At 60.4% G+C, this 16,083-nt stretch carries 13 protein-coding genes; all 13 read left to right on the top strand.

Features of this window, described 5'->3' with window-relative positions:
- The first annotated feature begins 1 nt into the window (after window position 1).
- The 13 genes from epsI to AAGF34_RS20180 are packed head-to-tail and all read left to right on the top strand — an operon-like array spanning window position 2 to window position 16,068.
- Entirely contained in the window at window positions 2–688 is a 687-nt protein-coding gene (gene epsI, locus AAGF34_RS20240) for an exosortase-associated protein EpsI, B-type (RefSeq protein ID WP_342617506.1), read from the top strand.
- A complete protein-coding gene (locus AAGF34_RS20235; RefSeq protein ID WP_342617505.1) occupies window positions 685–1,713 on the top strand; it encodes a glycosyltransferase in 1,029 nt (342 codons plus the stop codon). The genes epsI and AAGF34_RS20235 overlap by 4 nt, the downstream gene beginning before the upstream one ends.
- Complete coding sequence (locus AAGF34_RS20230) at window positions 1,713–2,999, top strand: lipopolysaccharide biosynthesis protein (protein ID WP_342617504.1); 1,287 nt, start codon at window positions 1,713–1,715, stop codon at window positions 2,997–2,999. Before AAGF34_RS20235 ends, AAGF34_RS20230 begins: the two co-directional genes overlap by 1 nt.
- Window positions 2,996–4,159, top strand: coding sequence for a glycosyltransferase family 4 protein (locus AAGF34_RS20225; protein WP_342617503.1), 1,164 nt, complete (start codon window positions 2,996–2,998; stop codon window positions 4,157–4,159). Before AAGF34_RS20230 ends, AAGF34_RS20225 begins: the two co-directional genes overlap by 4 nt.
- Window positions 4,152–5,723 (top strand): hypothetical protein, encoded by a 1,572-nt coding sequence (locus tag AAGF34_RS20220; RefSeq protein ID WP_342617502.1) that lies wholly within the window; start codon window positions 4,152–4,154, stop codon window positions 5,721–5,723. Before AAGF34_RS20225 ends, AAGF34_RS20220 begins: the two co-directional genes overlap by 8 nt.
- Before the next feature lie 3 nt (window positions 5,724–5,726).
- Entirely contained in the window at window positions 5,727–8,093 is a 2,367-nt protein-coding gene (locus AAGF34_RS20215) for a glycosyltransferase (RefSeq protein WP_342617501.1), read from the top strand.
- A gap of 10 nt (window positions 8,094–8,103) precedes the next feature.
- Window positions 8,104–9,216, top strand: a complete 1,113-nt coding sequence (locus AAGF34_RS20210) for a glycosyltransferase family 4 protein (protein ID WP_342617500.1) — start codon at window positions 8,104–8,106, stop codon at window positions 9,214–9,216.
- Window positions 9,213–9,797: a hypothetical protein gene (locus tag AAGF34_RS20205; protein WP_342617499.1), complete on the top strand. Its 585-nt coding sequence runs from the start codon at window positions 9,213–9,215 to the stop codon at window positions 9,795–9,797. Before AAGF34_RS20210 ends, AAGF34_RS20205 begins: the two co-directional genes overlap by 4 nt.
- Complete coding sequence (locus AAGF34_RS20200; RefSeq protein WP_342617498.1) at window positions 9,794–10,618, top strand: hypothetical protein; 825 nt, start codon at window positions 9,794–9,796, stop codon at window positions 10,616–10,618. The genes AAGF34_RS20205 and AAGF34_RS20200 overlap by 4 nt, the downstream gene beginning before the upstream one ends.
- A complete protein-coding gene (locus AAGF34_RS20195; RefSeq protein ID WP_342617497.1) occupies window positions 10,615–11,457 on the top strand; it encodes a glycosyltransferase family 2 protein in 843 nt (280 codons plus the stop codon). Before AAGF34_RS20200 ends, AAGF34_RS20195 begins: the two co-directional genes overlap by 4 nt.
- Entirely contained in the window at window positions 11,454–12,668 is a 1,215-nt protein-coding gene (locus AAGF34_RS20190) for a glycosyltransferase WbuB (RefSeq protein WP_342617496.1), read from the top strand. The genes AAGF34_RS20195 and AAGF34_RS20190 overlap by 4 nt, the downstream gene beginning before the upstream one ends.
- A 3-nt stretch (window positions 12,669–12,671) precedes the next feature.
- Window positions 12,672–13,835 carry a glycosyltransferase family 4 protein gene (locus AAGF34_RS20185; RefSeq protein WP_342617495.1) on the top strand — a complete coding sequence of 388 codons (1,164 nt, stop codon included), beginning with the start codon at window positions 12,672–12,674 and terminating at the stop codon, window positions 13,833–13,835.
- A complete protein-coding gene (locus AAGF34_RS20180) occupies window positions 13,816–16,068 on the top strand; it encodes a glycosyl hydrolase family 28-related protein (protein WP_342617494.1) in 2,253 nt (750 codons plus the stop codon). The genes AAGF34_RS20185 and AAGF34_RS20180 overlap by 20 nt, the downstream gene beginning before the upstream one ends.
- Window positions 16,069–16,083: the final 15 nt, after the last annotated feature.

Here is a 16,083-nt window from a genome sequence, read left to right as displayed (position 1 = left end):
CATGCGCCTGTCCATCAAGAAATGGCTTCTGCTGGCACTGATGCTGCTGTCCGCCGGATTGGGCGCGACGCTGCGCCCCACCCGCTTCCTGGCAGATGAATTGCCCACCGTCGATCTGAACGCCATGGTTCCCACTGCATTCGGCGACTGGCACGAGCTGCCGGGCACGGTGATGCAGATCATCGATCCGCAGCAGCAGGAAACGCTGGAGCGCATCTACACCGAAACGCTGAGTCGCACCTATGTCAACGGCCAGGGCTACCGCATCATGCTGTCCATTGCCTATGGCAAGAACCAGAACAAGGGTCTGGAGCTGCACTCTCCCGAGGTGTGCTACCCGGCACAAGGCTTCACGCTCACGGATCGCGAGAAGACCACGCTGCGCATTCTGGGTCAGCCGATTCCGTCCACCCGCATCCAGACCCATATGGGGCAGCGCTACGAACCCGTCACCTTCTGGACGGCCATCGGCGATACCGTGACCTCCGGCACATTGCAAAAACGCGGCGTCGAATTCCAATACGCCATGAGCCGGCGCATACCGGACGGTTTTCTGGTGCGGGTCTCTTCCATAGACCGGGATACCGACAAAGCCTACGACATCCAGGCCCAGTTTGCCAACGCGCTGATTGCCGCCATTCAACCCGAACACCGTCATCGCTTCGTAGGTGACCTGCAGCACCTATGATGGCCGCCCTCTCCGTCCTCTACCTGGGACCACAGAGCGGCACCTGCCTGGACCGTGCCAACGCGCTGCGGCGGCTTGGACACGGCGTCGAGCATCTGGATTTGCGCCAGTTGCTGCCGCAGACGCCGTGGGTGGACCGTATCGCCTGGCACTTGGGGGGCGACCGGCTGGTGCCCTGGCTGCTGCGTCGGCTGGACGGTTTCCTGCGGCACAAGCAGTTTGACGTCTGCTATGTGGATGGTGGTGAGTTTGTGACGCCCAAGGCCATTGCCCTGCTGCGCGAGCACGCCCGCATCATCATCAACTACAACATCGACGATCCGCTGGGGCCGCGCGACGGGGCACGCTTTCGCGCCTACCGGCAAAGCCTGCCCTTCTATGACCTGAACGTCGTGGTGCGCAACGAAAACGTGGCCGAGGGCGAAGATCTGGGCGCGCGCGAGATGCTGCGTGTCTACCGCAGCGCCGACGAGGTCAACCACGCACCGCGCCATCTGTCCCAACATGACCACCAGGTGTGGGACTGCGATGTGCTGTTTCTGGGCACCTGGTTCCCGGAGCGCGGCCCTTTCTTGAAGGAACTGATCGAGCGTGGTGTGCCACTCACCATCCAAGGCTCGCAGTGGCACAAGGCGCGCGAGTGGCCCATGCTCCGGCGCCACTGGCGCGGCGGCGCGATTGCGGGCGATGACTATGCCAAGGCGATCCAATGCGCCAAGGTCAACCTCGGCTTGCTGTCGCGCGAAAACCGCGACCTGCACACCACCCGTTCGCTGGAGATTCCGGCACTGGGTGCCCTGCTGTGCGCCGAACGCACTTCCGAGCATGTGGACATGTACCAGGAAGGAAAGGAAGCGCTGTTCTGGAGCGATGCGCAGGAGTGCGCCGAGATGTGCAACTACGCGCTGGCAAACGAGGACAGGCGCCGGGCCGTTGCTGCTGCGGGTCATCAACGTGTCATGCGCAACGGGCACTATAACGAGATGATAGTCAACTCCATTCTTGCGCACGCAAGCTTCAGCTGATGAAGCGCAGGGTGATTGCGGGCATGGGGGCCAATTCTTTTGGCATGGCCATCACGATTGGCATCCAGCTGCTGTCGCTTCCCCTTTTTCTGCACTACTGGGACACCGCCACCTACGGCAACTGGTTGATTCTCTCTGCCATACCGGCCTATCTGTCCATGGCCGATGCCGGCATGGTGACGGCCGCGGGCAACAAGATGGCCATGGCCATGGGCCGGGGTGATGCATACGAGGCCAACCGCGTCTTTCAAAGTGCCCAGCTCTTCATAGCAGTGGTATGCAGTGCCATCGCTGTGCTGGCCATACCGCTGGCGCTATTTGTGCCGCTGCCCGGAATAGACAACGCCGACATGCGCTCGGCCTTGGCGGTGCTCTCACTGAGCACGCTGCTGGCTCTGGGAGGAGGCCTGTCGGAGGCCGTATTCAAAGCCACGCAGCGCTACGCCACAGGCACCATGCTGGGCAACATCACCCGCCTGGCTGAATGGCTGGGCATGATGTTGGGCTTGGTGATCTTTGGAACGTTCACGGCCGTGGCCCTGGGCGGATTGCTGTGCCGCCTGGTCGGGCTGGCCTATGGCAGCTGGCTGGCGCAACGGGGAACGCATCCCATGCGCTGGGGAATAGCTGCAGCCGACCGGCAGGAACTGCGCGCCATGGCGGCACCCGCTGCGTCCTTCATGGCGTTTCCGCTGGCCAATGCGCTGAGCTTCCAGGGTGTCACCCTGTTGGTTGCGGCCCAGTTCGGCCCGAGCAGCGTGGCCGTGTTCAACACCTACCGCACCCTGTGCCGTGTTGCGGTTCAAACCACTGCCATATTCAGCCATGCGCTGTGGCCGGAGCTCTCCAGGCTGTTCGGCCAGGGTGACTTGGCGGGCTTGCAGCAGACCTATCGCAGAGCCTCCGGTCTGGGTTTCATCCAGGCCGTGCTGCTCAGCGCCTTGCTCTACCCCCTCGCCCCCTGGTTGCTGCAGCTGTGGACCCATGGCGCCATTGCCTTTGCACCCTGGCTCATGCTGTGGATGCTGGTGTACGCCGCAGTCGGTGGCAGCTGGCACGTTCCCCGCGTGTTGCTCATGGCCACCAACCAGCATGCGCCACTGGCTGGCTGGTCCATTGCCGCCGGTGCAGTGACGGTGACGCTGTGTTGGCTGCTGGGCATCGCCTACGACATCAATGGCGTTGCCATGGGCATGTTGCTGGGTGAGATGGCCATTGCCATGCTGTGCATTCGCCTGGCAGCACGCCTGCTCGGTACGCCCTCGCTACGGGTCGCCAATCCATGAAAATCGCCCTATCCACCATTGGCAAGTTCCACACCTTCGATCTGGCGCGCGAGCTCCATGCGCGCGGTGTGCTGGCTGGAATTTACAGCGGTTATCCCCAATTCAAACTGCGCAACGAAGGCATACCGCCCAACCTGATACACACATTCCCCTGGGTGCATAGCAGTTACATGGCCTTTCCCTGGAAGCATCGTCTGAGCACAGCCGTGGTGCAGGCGTGGGAAAACATCAATGCCATCACCTTTGGACGCTGGCTGCAAAACAGTGTCCGTGACTGCGATGCCTACGTGGGCCTGTCGGGCTCTACATTGCAGGCCGGGCGAGCCGCTCAGGCGCGCGGTGCCAAGTATGTGTGTGACCGGGGTTCTGCGCATATTCGGGTGCAAGACCAGCTGCTGCGTGAAGAGCATGCGCTGTGGGGTCTGCCCTATGCAGGCATCGATCCCCGCGCCATAGCACGTGAAGAGGCCGAATACAGCGATGCCGATGCAATCACAGTGCCATCCACCTTTGCATTGCGTAGTTTTCTGGCGCAAGGCGTTTGCGGTCAACGCGTAAAGTTGCTTCCGTATGGCGTCAACCTCACGCGATTTGAACCTGTCGGCAAACCGGTTAGAGATGAGTTCAATGTCTTGTTTGTCGGTGCAATGAGTTTGCAAAAAGGCATTCCCTATCTGGTGCAGGCGTTCAACCGAATACAGCATCCCAAGAAGACGCTGACCTTTGCCGGGTCTCCTTCCGTAGACTTGATCCAGTTGCTTTCCGCCCGGAATGTGTGGCCACAGGAGGCCAGAGTTCTTGGCCACGTGCCACAGACCGAATTGAAGCAATTGATGAGTGCAAGCCACGTATTGGTCTTGCCAAGTATTCAGGAGGGCTTTGGCATGGTATTGGCGCAGGCCATGGCATGCGCCTGTCCGGTCATAGCCAGCGAAAACACTGGGGCCGACGATCTGTTCACGAATGCGCGTGAAGGTTTCATTGTTCCCATCCGACAGGTGGAGATGCTGACCGAGCGCCTGCAGCGGCTTGCAGACGACCCGGACGAAAGAACCCTCATGGGCGAGCGTGCGCTGCAAGCCGTCAAAGGCATCGGTGGCTGGAACAGCTATGGCGACAACGCCATGGCCATCTATCGTGGACTGCTGAGCCATGCGTAGCTCCCGCTTCATGGTGCTGCTGTTTGCCGCGCTGGCCCTGCTGGCCTTTGCGGCGCAGTTTGCGATTGACTTCAGCGAGGACAATATCGCAGCCAACTGCCTGGTGCTGGCCTCGTCCCTGGCGATATTGCTGTACATCCTGTGGACCGACGCGATCCAGACGCATCCGCTATCCACCTTTGCCATATTTGGCTTTTGCGTGACCACGCAGCTGGGTGCGCTGCTTGCGCAGTCAGCCTACTGGACACCTCTTGCACAGAACCTGCGCCAGCCGGTTGAAACATTTGCCACGCTGGCGTTCTACCAATCCATTGCAATTGCAGCGCATGGTCTGTACCGCGTGTTGTCTACCTTCCGTGGAAAGAGGCAATCCACATCGCTCGTACGCTCCACGCTCCAGTCCATCGGACTGTATGACACACCTTCGGCTGGGACCCTGTGGGTCATGGGCGTATTTGGCCTGCTGAACTTGCTGATGGCAGGTGGTGCGGGCATTGCCAGCAAGGTGGCGCAGGGCTTCTCGTTTGCAGTGTGGGCACCATTCCTGATTCCCATGTACGTGCTGGAGCAAGGCAGCAGCTATTGCAATGCCCGCAAAAACTACTTTTTTCTGGGTGCTTATGTACTGCTCATTGCCGCCATTGCAATTGCCATCAATGCACGTAGCCTGATGCTTGCCGGGTTGATGACTATCGCCTTGTTCGGGATCCTGAGCGCCATGCGCAGCCACCACAAGGTGCGAGCCTCCCAGGTGGGGAAAATTGCGTTGGTCATCCTGCTGTGTGGGGTAGCAACCATTCCCCTCAGTGAATTGGTGACTGCCATGGGTCTGGCCAGAGGTGCACGCGCAAATGCCGGCCCGATGAAGATGATTGAGGAGACCCTTTACTACTTGAGCGAGCCACAGCTTCTGCGTGCCGAGCAGGATCGCACCAAGCACATCAGCCTGAACAGCAACTACGATGAAACGTATTTTTCCAGCTCCCTGATCGGCAGACTGGTGGAAACCAAGTTTCATGACAACGCGTTGTATTTCGCTTCGCGGTTGAGCGATCGTGATGAAGCAAGACTGCTGGACTTGACCACCGACCTGTTCTGGAGCACCCTGCCCGACCCCATGCTCAAAGCCATGTCCATTGGCGTGGACAAACAGGAGCTGCGCTTCTCCATGGGGGACTACCTCAGCTACCTTGCAGGTAGCGGAGACCTCGGTGGCTACAAGACCGGCTCGCACCTGGGTCAAGGGCAGGCGGTGTTTGGCGTTGCCTATCCCGTGGTGTATTTCTTTCTGTGTCTGCTGCTCTTCATATGTGTCGATGTATTGGCTTACCGCAATGCCCAGGGCGGCATGTGGATCTCCGCCCTCGGCATGCTGGGCATTTGGCGCATGTTTCAGTACGGCATCTCCGCAGAATCGTTGCACTTTCTCTTCATGAGCATCGTGCGTGGGCTGCCCCAGAACCTGGCGCTCTACCTGCTGATCTACTACCTGTCGCGCGCGGTAGCGCGCTTCCTGGCGCAGCTCACAGGAGTCACAACCCAAGGCGCACTCGCGTTGCGATAGACCATGCATATCGTGCTCTTCTCCCACCCGGCGTTCATGTGCTCGCAAAGCATGCCGCGCTTTGCGAATATGCTGCGCGACGCCTACCTGGCCCGCGGCCACCAAGTGCAAGTGTGGTCACCGCAGGCCAAGGTGTACGACTGGGTGGCACACGGCCCTCTGAAGAAATGGGCCGGATATGTAGACCAGTACATCCTGTTTCCATTGTGGGTGCGTGCGCAGCTGGCCCGACAACCTGCACAGACCCTGTATGTGTTTTGTGACCAGGCCTTGGGGCCCTGGGTGCCACGGGTGAAACATCTGCCCCATGTGGTGCATGTGCACGACTTGCTGGCGCTGCGCTCGGCCCTGGATGAGGTGCCAGAGCATCGCACCGGCTGGACGGGAAAGCTCTACCAGCGCTATATACGACACGGCTTCCGACAGGCCCGGCATTTCATTTCGATATCCAACAAGACGCGCAACGACCTGCACCAGTACGGGCAGCCGGCTGCTGTCATTTCCGATGTGGTCTACAACGGGCTGAACTATCCGTTTGCCCCCATGGCCCCCGCCAAGGCGATGGATACGTTGAACCATGCAGGTTTGGCTGTGGGTGCCGCCGGCATGCTGCTGCACGTGAGCGGCGGCCAGTGGTACAAGAACTTGCCCGGCGTGATACGCCTGTATGCCGAATATGCCAGGTCCACGCCCGCACCCTTGCCCCTGTGGTGCGTCAGCCCCGAGGACTCCGCTGGGGTACGCACAGCGTTGGCCAATGTTCCCGCCCCCGGGCGCGTCGTGTTCATCAAAAGCTTGAGCGCAGAAGCCCTGGTGGCAGCCTACTCATTGGCCCGCGTATTTGTGATGCCAAGCCTGGAAGAGGGTTTTGGCTGGCCCATTATTGAGGCACAGGCCTGTGGCTGCCCGGTGCTGACGACCGATGCACCACCCATGAACGAAATAGGCGGCCCGGCAGCCACTTACCTACCACGCCTGCGACCAGAAGACGATGTGCAGCTCTGGGCCCAGGCAGGCACAGGCAAATTGAAAGCTCTGTTGGCCCAAACGCAGGATGAGCGCCAGCAACGGGTTGACCTGGGTCTGCAGCATGCCGCGCAATTCAACGCTGACAGCGCGATCGCCGCCTATCTGCATGTGTACGAGCGCATCCTAACCAACAGGACAGCCCGCCGAGACCGCCCCGCATCCATCCCACCACGGTCACAAGTTCACATGAAGACCTTGCATATCCTCCCCTCCATTGACCCGAGCGGCGGTGGCCCCATGGAGGGCGTGCGCCAGCACGGCATCCAATCGCAGCAATGGGGGCACACAGTCGAAGTTCTGACCCTGGACGAGCCTTCCGAGCCCTTCATCAAAGAATTCCCTGTAAAGGTTCATGCCCTGGGCGACAGCGTAGGCGGCTACCGATACAACCGCCATCTGGTGCCCTGGCTGCGCTCCAACGCGCGCAATTACGACGCAGTGATCGTCAACGGCCTATGGCAATACCACGGCTTTGGCGCATGGCGCGCATTGGCAAATATGAAAGTGCCTTATTTTGTTTTCACGCACGGCATGCTGGACCCCTGGTTCAAGCACACCTACCCACTCAAGCACCTCAAGAAATGGCTTTACTGGCCTTGGGCAGAGTATCGATTGCTACGTGATGCCAAGGCTGTGCTGTTCACTTGTGAGGAAGAACGCCTGCTGGCTCGCAAGTCATTTTGGCTATACCGCGCCAAGGAAATTGTCATCAATTACGGAACCAAGTTGCCTCCAAGCGATGCAGAGGGATTGAAAAGCGCATTCGAGGCTGCGTTTCCCCAACTGCAAGGCAAGCGACTGATGCTCTTCCTAAGCCGCATCCAGGAAAAGAAGGGCTGCGACATGCTGATTGAGGCGTTTGCAAAAGTAGCAGACCGTGACCCGCGCTTGCATCTGGTGATGGCTGGCCCCGATCAGACTGGCTGGGTTGCCACGCTCCAGGAGCTGGCCGAACGACTCGGCGTGGCACAGCGAATAAGCTGGACAGGAATGCTGCGGGGTGACCTGAAGTGGGGCGCGTTCTACGCCTGCGAAGCATTTGTGCTGCCGTCACACCAGGAAAACTTTGGCATCGCCGTAGCCGAAGCCCTTGGATGCGGATTGCCGGTTCTGATATCCGACAAAGTCAATATCTGGCGCGAAATAAAGAGCGACGGTGCCGGCATTGTCAGCACCGACACCGTAGCGGGAACCACTGACGCTCTGCTGCAATGGCTCGATATGAGCCAAAGCAGCCGCGAACGCATGGCGACACAGGCAAGGCTCACGTTCCAGAAACGCTTCACCATTGAGTCGATGACCACCAGCATCAATGCTGCGTTGCTGAGTTCCACTTCATGAGGCACAAACCATGAAGATCACTGTGTTACAGGGCGCCTTTCTGCCAGTGCCACCAGCCTTGGGCGGTGCTTGCGAAAAGATGTGGTTTCTGCTGGGCCAGAAGTTTGCGGCGCGCGGCCATCAGGTGGCGCATGTGTCCAGGGCGTGGCAGGGCTTTCCTGCACAGGAGCACATACAGGGCGTAGTCCACCTGCGGGTGCGCGGGTACCAGACGCCCACGCGGCTGCTTTGGCTCAAGCTGCTGGATGCCATCTACACCTGGCGCGCCATCCGCGCCATTCCGCCGGACACCGATGTGGTGGTCACCAACACCTTCTGGGCACCGCTGTTCATTCCCCTGTTCCGGTCCGCCAAGGTCTATGTGGATGTAGCGCGCATGCCCAAGGGCCAGATGCGCCTCTACAGCCGCGCCGCACGGCTGCGCGCCAACTCCACGCCGGTGCTGGAAGCGATTCGTGCCGAGCTGCCCATTCACCGGAAGTCGCAGGCCAGTGCCATACCCAACCCGCTGCCCTATGAACCCGCGCACTCGGTGGAGTGGGCAGGCAAGCAATCCATGATCCTGTTTTGTGGACGCCTGCATCCAGAAAAAGGCCTGGACCTGCTGGCGCAGACGGTCAATGCCTTGCCGCCCGGTTGGGTGCTGACCCTGGTCGGGCCATGGAAGACGTCTGAAGGCGGTGGCGGCGCTACCTATGTGGACCACCTGAGGGCGCTTTTCGATCCCGCCAAGGTGCGCTTTGAAGAGCCCGTCTACGACATCGAAAAGCTCAACCAGTTCTACCAGCGTGCGGCGATATTCGTCTATCCATCGGTGGCGGAAAAAGGTGAAACCTTCGGCCTTGCGCCCCTGGAAGCAATGGCCTGGGGCGCGGTGCCGGTGGTCTCCAGCCTGTCGTGCTTTCGCGACTTCATTCACGACGGTGACAACGGGCTGTTCTTTGACCACCGCAGCCCCTCGGCCCAGAACCAGCTGGCGCAGTGCGTGCTGCGCCTGGTCGAAGACACCGATCTGCGCTCGCGCCTTGCGGCCCGGGCACTGCAGGTCCGGCACACGCATTCTGCAACGGCCATTGCCGACAGCTTCCTGGCCGACTTCGAAAAGCTCCTGGTGGCGCCATGACACGGGCAGCGCTGCATACCCACCAGCAGGACTCGGCCTATGCCAGTCCGTGGACGCGCGGCGAGCAGCTGCGCATGCTGCTGTGGAACCTCTGCTGGGCCGCCTTTTGCTGCTGGACACCCAAGCCGCTGAACCGCTGGCGACTTTTCTGGCTGCACCTGCATGGCGCAACGCTGCACGGAACCCCGTTTGTGCACCAGCGCGCCCGCATCGCCATTCCCTGGAAGCTCACCATGCACCATCGAGCCTGCCTGGGTGATGGCGCCGTGGCCTATACGCTGGGCGAGATTGAAATCATGCAGGACGCCACGGTGGCGCAGGAGGCCTACCTCTGCACGGGAACGCACGACTTCAGCTCGCCCGTCAGGCCCCTGCAAACAGGGCGCATCGTCATTGGTGCGAGCGCCTTTGTGGGTGCCCGCGCCTTCGTGATGCCGGGCGTGTCCATTGGTGCGGCAGCCATCGTGGGCGCCTGCAGCATGGTGACCAAGGACGTAGCCGCCAACGACCGCGTGATGGGCAATCCGGCGCGTTCATCCAGTCCCCTCCATTCCACTGCTGCAAACCGGAGCACAACATGACACCACAGCTCGTACCCGTATCCCGCTGCGCCCCCAGCGTACTCCTCACGCTCAAGGGAAAGCTGGACGACTTTTACGCAAAGGTCACTGACTACAGCGCCTTTGCCACGCCGTCCGACCAGGTCCACTGCTGGCAACATATTGCCGATCACATCAAGGCCCGCGCCCGCAGTTCTGGCAAGGTCCGCGTTCTGGAAGTCGGTGCGGGAATGAGCGGGTTCGGCAAATTCCTGAGCGATCAGAATCTGCGTGATCAGTGCACATGGGTGGTGCAGGACGTGACTTCCCAGAATCGCACCTGGCTTGAACTGAATGCGGACGAAGTGCACATCGGTGAAGTCGATTCGGCTGCGCTGGTGGGAGACTTTGACATCGTCTTCTCCACCTTCGTTCTCGAGCACGTGGTCAACCCGCAGGCGCACCTCAATGCACTGGCCCAATTGGTCAAGCGGCGCAAGGGAACGATCTTCATCTTCTGTCCGCGGTACGACGTTCCTGGATATGCAACGCCGTCGAGCCGCCATCTTGCAACATCACGGCGCCTGCGCTTTATGGGCCAGGGGCTGTTCTCGCGCCTGGCAACACTGCTCACGGGCAGCCCCGCGTTCCTGGTTCAAACCGACCTGGCGGCATTTCACCAACCGTTTTTCACCGACGCAGACGCGGTGCACTGGGCATCGGTGTTTGATCTGAAAAGCTGGGCCCGCAGCCACAAGGCATCCTCACGCTCCCTGAAGCTGGGCAACCCCCGATTTCCCTCCAAGGACTGGGTGGTCAAGCGCATGCTGACGATTGGAATTGCCATCACGTTTGACCGATGAATTCCATATCCGTCCTCATACTCACCAAGAACGAGCAGCAGGACCTGCCGGGCTGCCTGGCGTCTGTGGCTTGGTCCGACGACGTGCATGTGCTGGACTCGCACAGCACCGATGACACCCTGCAGATCGCGCAATCTGCGGGTGCTTCGACCACGTTGCGCGTCTTTGATGGATACGCCAGCCAACGCAACGCGGGGCTGCAGCTTGCTTTCAAGTATCCGTGGGTTTTGATCGTGGATGCCGACGAACGCATCCCTGAACCCCTGGTAAGCGAGATGCAGGCGTTTGTGGATTCGGCATCACCTGCAACGGCGGCGGCACGCATGCAACGGCGCGACATTTGGTGGGGAACCTGGCTGCGCCATGCGCAAATTTCCCCGTACTTCGTCAGGCTGGTACGCGTGGGCCGCGCCCGCTATGAGCGCGAAGTCAATGAGGTGCTGGTCGTGGACGGCGCGATTCACGACCTGCGCCATACCTTTGACCACTACCCTTTTTCCAAAGGCCTGGACCATTGGATTGCAAAACACAATGTGTATTCGCGCATGGAGGCGCAAGTCATTGCATCGGGCAACGGCGTGGAACCTACCTGGGGCAAAGCGCTCTTTGGCAAGGACTTCAATGAACGCAGGGTGCATCAGAAAGCCATTTTCTATCGCCTTCCCGGACGCCCACTCATCAAGTTCCTCTACATGCTTCTTGCACGCAGGGCGTTCTTGGACGGTGCGGCCGGCATGCGTTACGCAACGCTGCAGGCAATCTATGAGTACATGATCGTGTTGAAGGTCAAAGAGCTCAGGCATGCAGCGCTGTCCGTGCCACCGGTTCTCTCCCCATGAAGATCCTGATCTACAGCGCCAACTTCGCGCCCGAGTCGGTCGGCATCGGAAAGTATTCGGGTGAAATGGCAGCATGGTTGGCCGAACAAGGGCACCAGGTACGTGTCGTGGCCGCACCGCCCTACTACCCCGACTGGCGACTGGCGGCCGGCTATGCATGGCCGCCCTACCGGCGCGAGCGATGGAGAGGCGTCGATGTCTGGCGCGCGCCCTTGTGGGTGCCGCACAGCCCCGGCGGTCTCAAGCGCGTGGTGCATCTGGTGACGTTTGCTGCTTCATCACTGCCCGTCATGCTGTACCAGTTGGTGTGGCGGCCCGATGCCGTGATGACGGTGGCACCCGCACTGGTGTGTGCTCCAACGGGATGGTTGGTGGCGCGGCTGTGCGGTGCCAAGGCGTGGCTGCACATTCAGGATTTTGAGGTCGATGTGGCCTTCCAGATGGGGCTGCTCAAAGGGCGCACGCTACAGAATGTGGTTCTGGGCCTGGAGCGCTGGCTGCTGCAACGCTTTGACCTGGTCTCTTCCATATCCAACAGCATGGTGCAGCAGCTGCGGCACAAGGGTGTGGCAGCACACAAGGCCGTGCATTTCCCCAACTGGGTGGACCTGAGCCATGTGCGCCCCCTCGCGGCACCCAGCAGCTATCGGGCAGAGCTGGGCATTGCAGTGCATACCAAGGTGGCGCTGTTCTCCGGCACGCTGGGCGCCAAGCAGGGCTTGATGGTGATACCGGAAGCGGCCCGCCATCTGGCCCACCGGTCGGACATTCTGTTCGTGGTCTGCGGGGATGGCGCGCTCAAGCCTCAACTCGAAGCTGCGGCACAGCAGTTGCCCAACCTCAAGCTCCTGCCACTGCAACCGTTTGAACGCCTGGGCGATCTGCTGGGCTTGGCAGACATGCATCTGTTGCCACAGAGCGCGGAGGCGGAAGACCTGGTGCTGCCCTCCAAACTCAGCGGCATGCTGGCCAGTGGGCGCCCGGTCATTGCCACCTGCAGGCAAGGAACCGAGATCGCCTCAGTCGTCAGCCTGTGCGGGAAAGTGGTGCCGCCTGGTGACAGCCTGGCACTGGCAGAGGCCATCGCGCAGCTGGTCGATGATGACCACCACAGCAAAGCGCTGGGACACAGGGCACGTGGATATGCCGAAGAGCATCTGGCCACGGATAGCGTTCTGGCACGCATGGCAAACCTGCTCGGAACGCCATAGCCCATGCGCCATTTGCTCTTGGCGACGGTCGAAGACCCGCACAACCCCAAGTCATGGAGCGGCACGCCTTTCAACATGCGCAAGGCACTGGAACGCAACTTCGAGCGTGTGAGTGTGCTGTCTTCCGGGACCCCGCAAAAAGGATTGCTGGATGGCGCCCTGCGCATGGCATGGGGTCGCCAGAAATACCCGCTGTGGATGACACGCACCGCGCTGAAGACCTATGCAAAACGGTTGATAAAGGAAGTGCAGGAGCAGCGCCCGGATGCGGTGCTGTGCATCTCCAGCCAGCACCTGATTTATGCCGGCGCACTCGACGTTCCGGTCTACATGATCTCGGACGCACCCTGGATGGCCTACAAGCAGGCTTACCAGGCGTATGAGACCATACCGTTGCTGGCCCCCACCTACGCCAGGCTGGAGGCGGATATGGCCAAAGGCATCGCCGGCGTCATCTACCCTACTCCCTGGGCCTGCAATGAAGCGATCAGGCGCTTTGGTGTGGATACCCACAAAGTCCACTTGCTCCCCTTTGGCGCCAACAGCCATTGCGTCGATTCAGATGAACGGGTGTCGGCCCGCGTCCGTCAGCGCAAGCTCAATCCCTTGCGGTTCCTGTTCATCGGAAAAGACTGGGAGCGCAAGGGTGGACCTTTGGCGGTGGATGTCGTGAACACGCTCAACGCACAAGGCGTGCAAGCCAGCCTGGATGTGATTGGCTGTCAGCCTGCATTGGAGACACGTGACCAATCACACGTTCGAGTCCTGGGCTACCTTTCGCCGGACAAGCCAGAGGACCGCGCGACGATGGCTGCGGCCTTTGCCGAAGCGGACTTCTTTCTTGTCCCCTCCCATGCCGAGTGCTTTGGCCTCGTCTTTGCGGAGGCTCAGTCCTACGGCTTGCCCTGCATCGCACTCAACAGCCAGGGCATACCCGGTGTGGTGGACGACCAGACAACCGGCCTGCTGTTTGATGCCTCCACAAGCGCCATGCACATTGCGCAGCGAATCCTTGCGCTGATCCAGGCGCCCGGAGCCTACCAGCGCATGGCGCTGGCAGCCCGCATGAAATTCACCCGCGAATTGAACTGGGCCACCTTTGGCAGCCGCATTCGCTCCTTGATCACCTCCTCTTCAGGCCAAAGCCATGACAACACCCCACCGTGATCGCAAGGCAGACCTGTTGCGCATCTGCAGCCTTGCTGCCTACATCGCCGGCAGTGCCCATGCGGCAGACCCCTTGAGCACGGAAAGCTCCGCTGCTCCCGTCGTTTTCAATGCGTCAAGAAGTGCCCGGCCTGGTGACATCGTGGGTCTGCAGGGAAAGAACTTTGGCAAGGCTCCCGTGGTTACGCTGACCCGACCGGGGGAGTCGCCGCTGGACTTGCCGTTGGTAAACCAGTTTGGCACGGGATGGCTGTCTTTCCGGATTCCGGAGTCAGCCACCGGCGCATTGGCCGTGCATGTGGACAACGGCCAGACTGCCAGTGCGCCCATTCTGCTCAATGCCGCACGCGCCTTTCACCTGGACGCGATGCAGATCGTGCCCAAGGGAGCTTTCAAAGTCTTTGGGCGCAATCTGCTGTTACCCGGTTTCACACCGTTGGTGACCGTGGGCGGATTGCCTGCAACGGTAGACACCGCCTCCAGCGACGAGCACATGCTGCAGCTCACCGCACCGGACGGATTGCGTGCGACCAGAAGGGTTGTGATCACCGTGGACAATGGCAACGGCACGGGCCCGTCTGCACTCGATCGAGATATTGACGTGGCAACGTCTGGCCGTGGCGATCCCTTCGCGTTGGGTGTGGGATGGGGCGCCGCTTTCAGCGACATCGCAACGCGCGTTGTGCGCGCTGACACGGACACACGCCTTGGCAACAAGCCGCTGTGCAACGGCGCTACAGATGACACGGCCGCAATCCAGGCCGGCATAGACAAACTGGCCGCAGCGGGCGGCGGTGTACTGCAACTGCCCGCTGGCAATTGCCGCCTGGCTGGCAGCGTGGCGCTCAAGTCCCGCGTGGTTCTGCAAGGCGCTGGCAAGGATGCAACGCTCATCCAGTACGAAGCCAGCTATCCGCTCATGGCAAGGTCACAAGACTTGGTAGGCGTGCGCAACCTGACGCTGAAGAATGTACGTGCGGGTATCGAAAGCCCGCTGCTGCAAAACAATACGCGGATCTTTCTGCAGAACGTGCGGTTTCTATTGGGTGGTGGCATCCACATGTACTTGTCGGGCAACACCAATTTTGTGGTGACCGACTCTGACTTTGTGCAACCCAAAAACGCGGGTGGCTATGGGCCTTACACATTGGGTTCCAGCGGTGGTATGGTATTTGCACGCAACACCACCACCTTCGCGGACGGCGGAACCAACTTCTCCAGCATTCATGACGCCTATGTGGCAGACAACCGCTTTACACGCGATGCCCGTGGCAACCAGAACTCCAAAGTCATCACACACAGCCTGGCGATGGACTTTGCCCATCGGGTTGCCATCGTCGGCAATACATTTGACGTTCTGGGAGGCCCCATAGTCAATAAGTCTCGCAATGATGGAGAAACGCTATTGACCGAAGGTGGCGGTGGACGGCGTACAGAGAACCTAGGTACAGTGGCGCGCGCCACGCCAACCACCCTGTCAGACCCGGCCAACAAGCAGAACATCGCGCTGTTTGAGGGTGGCGTCATTCCCGAAAACTATGGCGTAGCCATTGTGGGTGGCAAGGGCGCTGGGCAATCACGCAGGGTAATGGCCTACCAGGCCGATACCATCACGGTGGATCGGGTGTGGGACGTGGTTCCTGACAGCAGCAGCCGCTACGTGACCTTTATCTGGGGTCTGGAAAAGTCACTCATCAAGGGCAATACGCTGAGCCAGAACCCACGTGGCATCTGGCTGTACCAAACCGCGGTGCGTGACATCGATATCGTCAGCAATGTATTTGTAGAAGGCGGTGGCATCTACCTGCGTTCAGCACAGAACATCAAAGACCGCTTGTTCACGCCCCTGTATGGCGTACGCATTGCCGGCAACACTGTCACCAATACCACCGGGGAGTGGCGCTCCTACATCAGCGTGCTGTTCGTACGCATGGATGAGCAAGACTTTGGCGTTGGCACCATCGGTGTGGAAGTCCGCGACAACATGATGCGCGCCAACACGCCCAATCTGACAATGCCGCAGGAAGAGTCAGGCGGAGCGGAGGGTTATGTGAACCGCATGCATGCAGAAGGACCCGGCCAGGTGCAGTCGTTGAACCAAACCCGGTTGCTGGGAACCATCTTCCAAAACAACACCTGCGTGGGCTGCAACATCGGCGTCATCGTGCGTGATGGCGCAAAAGGTACGGTGCAGGACGGAAATACAACCGGCCCGGCGCAGGCGCCGAAATAGCTTCTCGCGAATACG

The sequence above is a fragment of the Rhodoferax sp. GW822-FHT02A01 genome (genome assembly GCF_038784515.1).
GTDB lineage: Bacteria > Pseudomonadota > Gammaproteobacteria > Burkholderiales > Burkholderiaceae_C > Allorhodoferax.
Note: the sequence above shows the minus strand (reverse complement) of the source record. Positions and strands in the feature narration are given on the sequence as shown.

What these genes read in the sequence shown, in the direction of transcription:
- AAGF34_RS20230 (WP_342617504.1), top strand. Translation starts at nt 1,713, where the DNA reads ATGAAGCGCAGGGTGATTGCGGGCATGGGGGCCAATTCTTTTGGCATG.
- epsI (WP_342617506.1), top strand. Translation starts at nt 2, where the DNA reads ATGCGCCTGTCCATCAAGAAATGGCTTCTGCTGGCACTGATGCTGCTG.
- AAGF34_RS20220 (WP_342617502.1), top strand. Translation starts at nt 4,152, where the DNA reads ATGCGTAGCTCCCGCTTCATGGTGCTGCTGTTTGCCGCGCTGGCCCTG.
- AAGF34_RS20205 (WP_342617499.1), top strand. Translation starts at nt 9,213, where the DNA reads ATGACACGGGCAGCGCTGCATACCCACCAGCAGGACTCGGCCTATGCC.
- AAGF34_RS20215 (WP_342617501.1), top strand. Translation starts at nt 5,727, where the DNA reads ATGCATATCGTGCTCTTCTCCCACCCGGCGTTCATGTGCTCGCAAAGC.
- AAGF34_RS20200 (WP_342617498.1), top strand. Translation starts at nt 9,794, where the DNA reads ATGACACCACAGCTCGTACCCGTATCCCGCTGCGCCCCCAGCGTACTC.
- AAGF34_RS20185 (WP_342617495.1), top strand. Translation starts at nt 12,672, where the DNA reads ATGCGCCATTTGCTCTTGGCGACGGTCGAAGACCCGCACAACCCCAAG.
- AAGF34_RS20210 (WP_342617500.1), top strand. Translation starts at nt 8,104, where the DNA reads ATGAAGATCACTGTGTTACAGGGCGCCTTTCTGCCAGTGCCACCAGCC.
- AAGF34_RS20225 (WP_342617503.1), top strand. Translation starts at nt 2,996, where the DNA reads ATGAAAATCGCCCTATCCACCATTGGCAAGTTCCACACCTTCGATCTG.
- AAGF34_RS20195 (WP_342617497.1), top strand. Translation starts at nt 10,615, where the DNA reads ATGAATTCCATATCCGTCCTCATACTCACCAAGAACGAGCAGCAGGAC.
- AAGF34_RS20235 (WP_342617505.1), top strand. Translation starts at nt 685, where the DNA reads ATGATGGCCGCCCTCTCCGTCCTCTACCTGGGACCACAGAGCGGCACC.
- AAGF34_RS20190 (WP_342617496.1), top strand. Translation starts at nt 11,454, where the DNA reads ATGAAGATCCTGATCTACAGCGCCAACTTCGCGCCCGAGTCGGTCGGC.
- AAGF34_RS20180 (WP_342617494.1), top strand. Translation starts at nt 13,816, where the DNA reads ATGACAACACCCCACCGTGATCGCAAGGCAGACCTGTTGCGCATCTGC.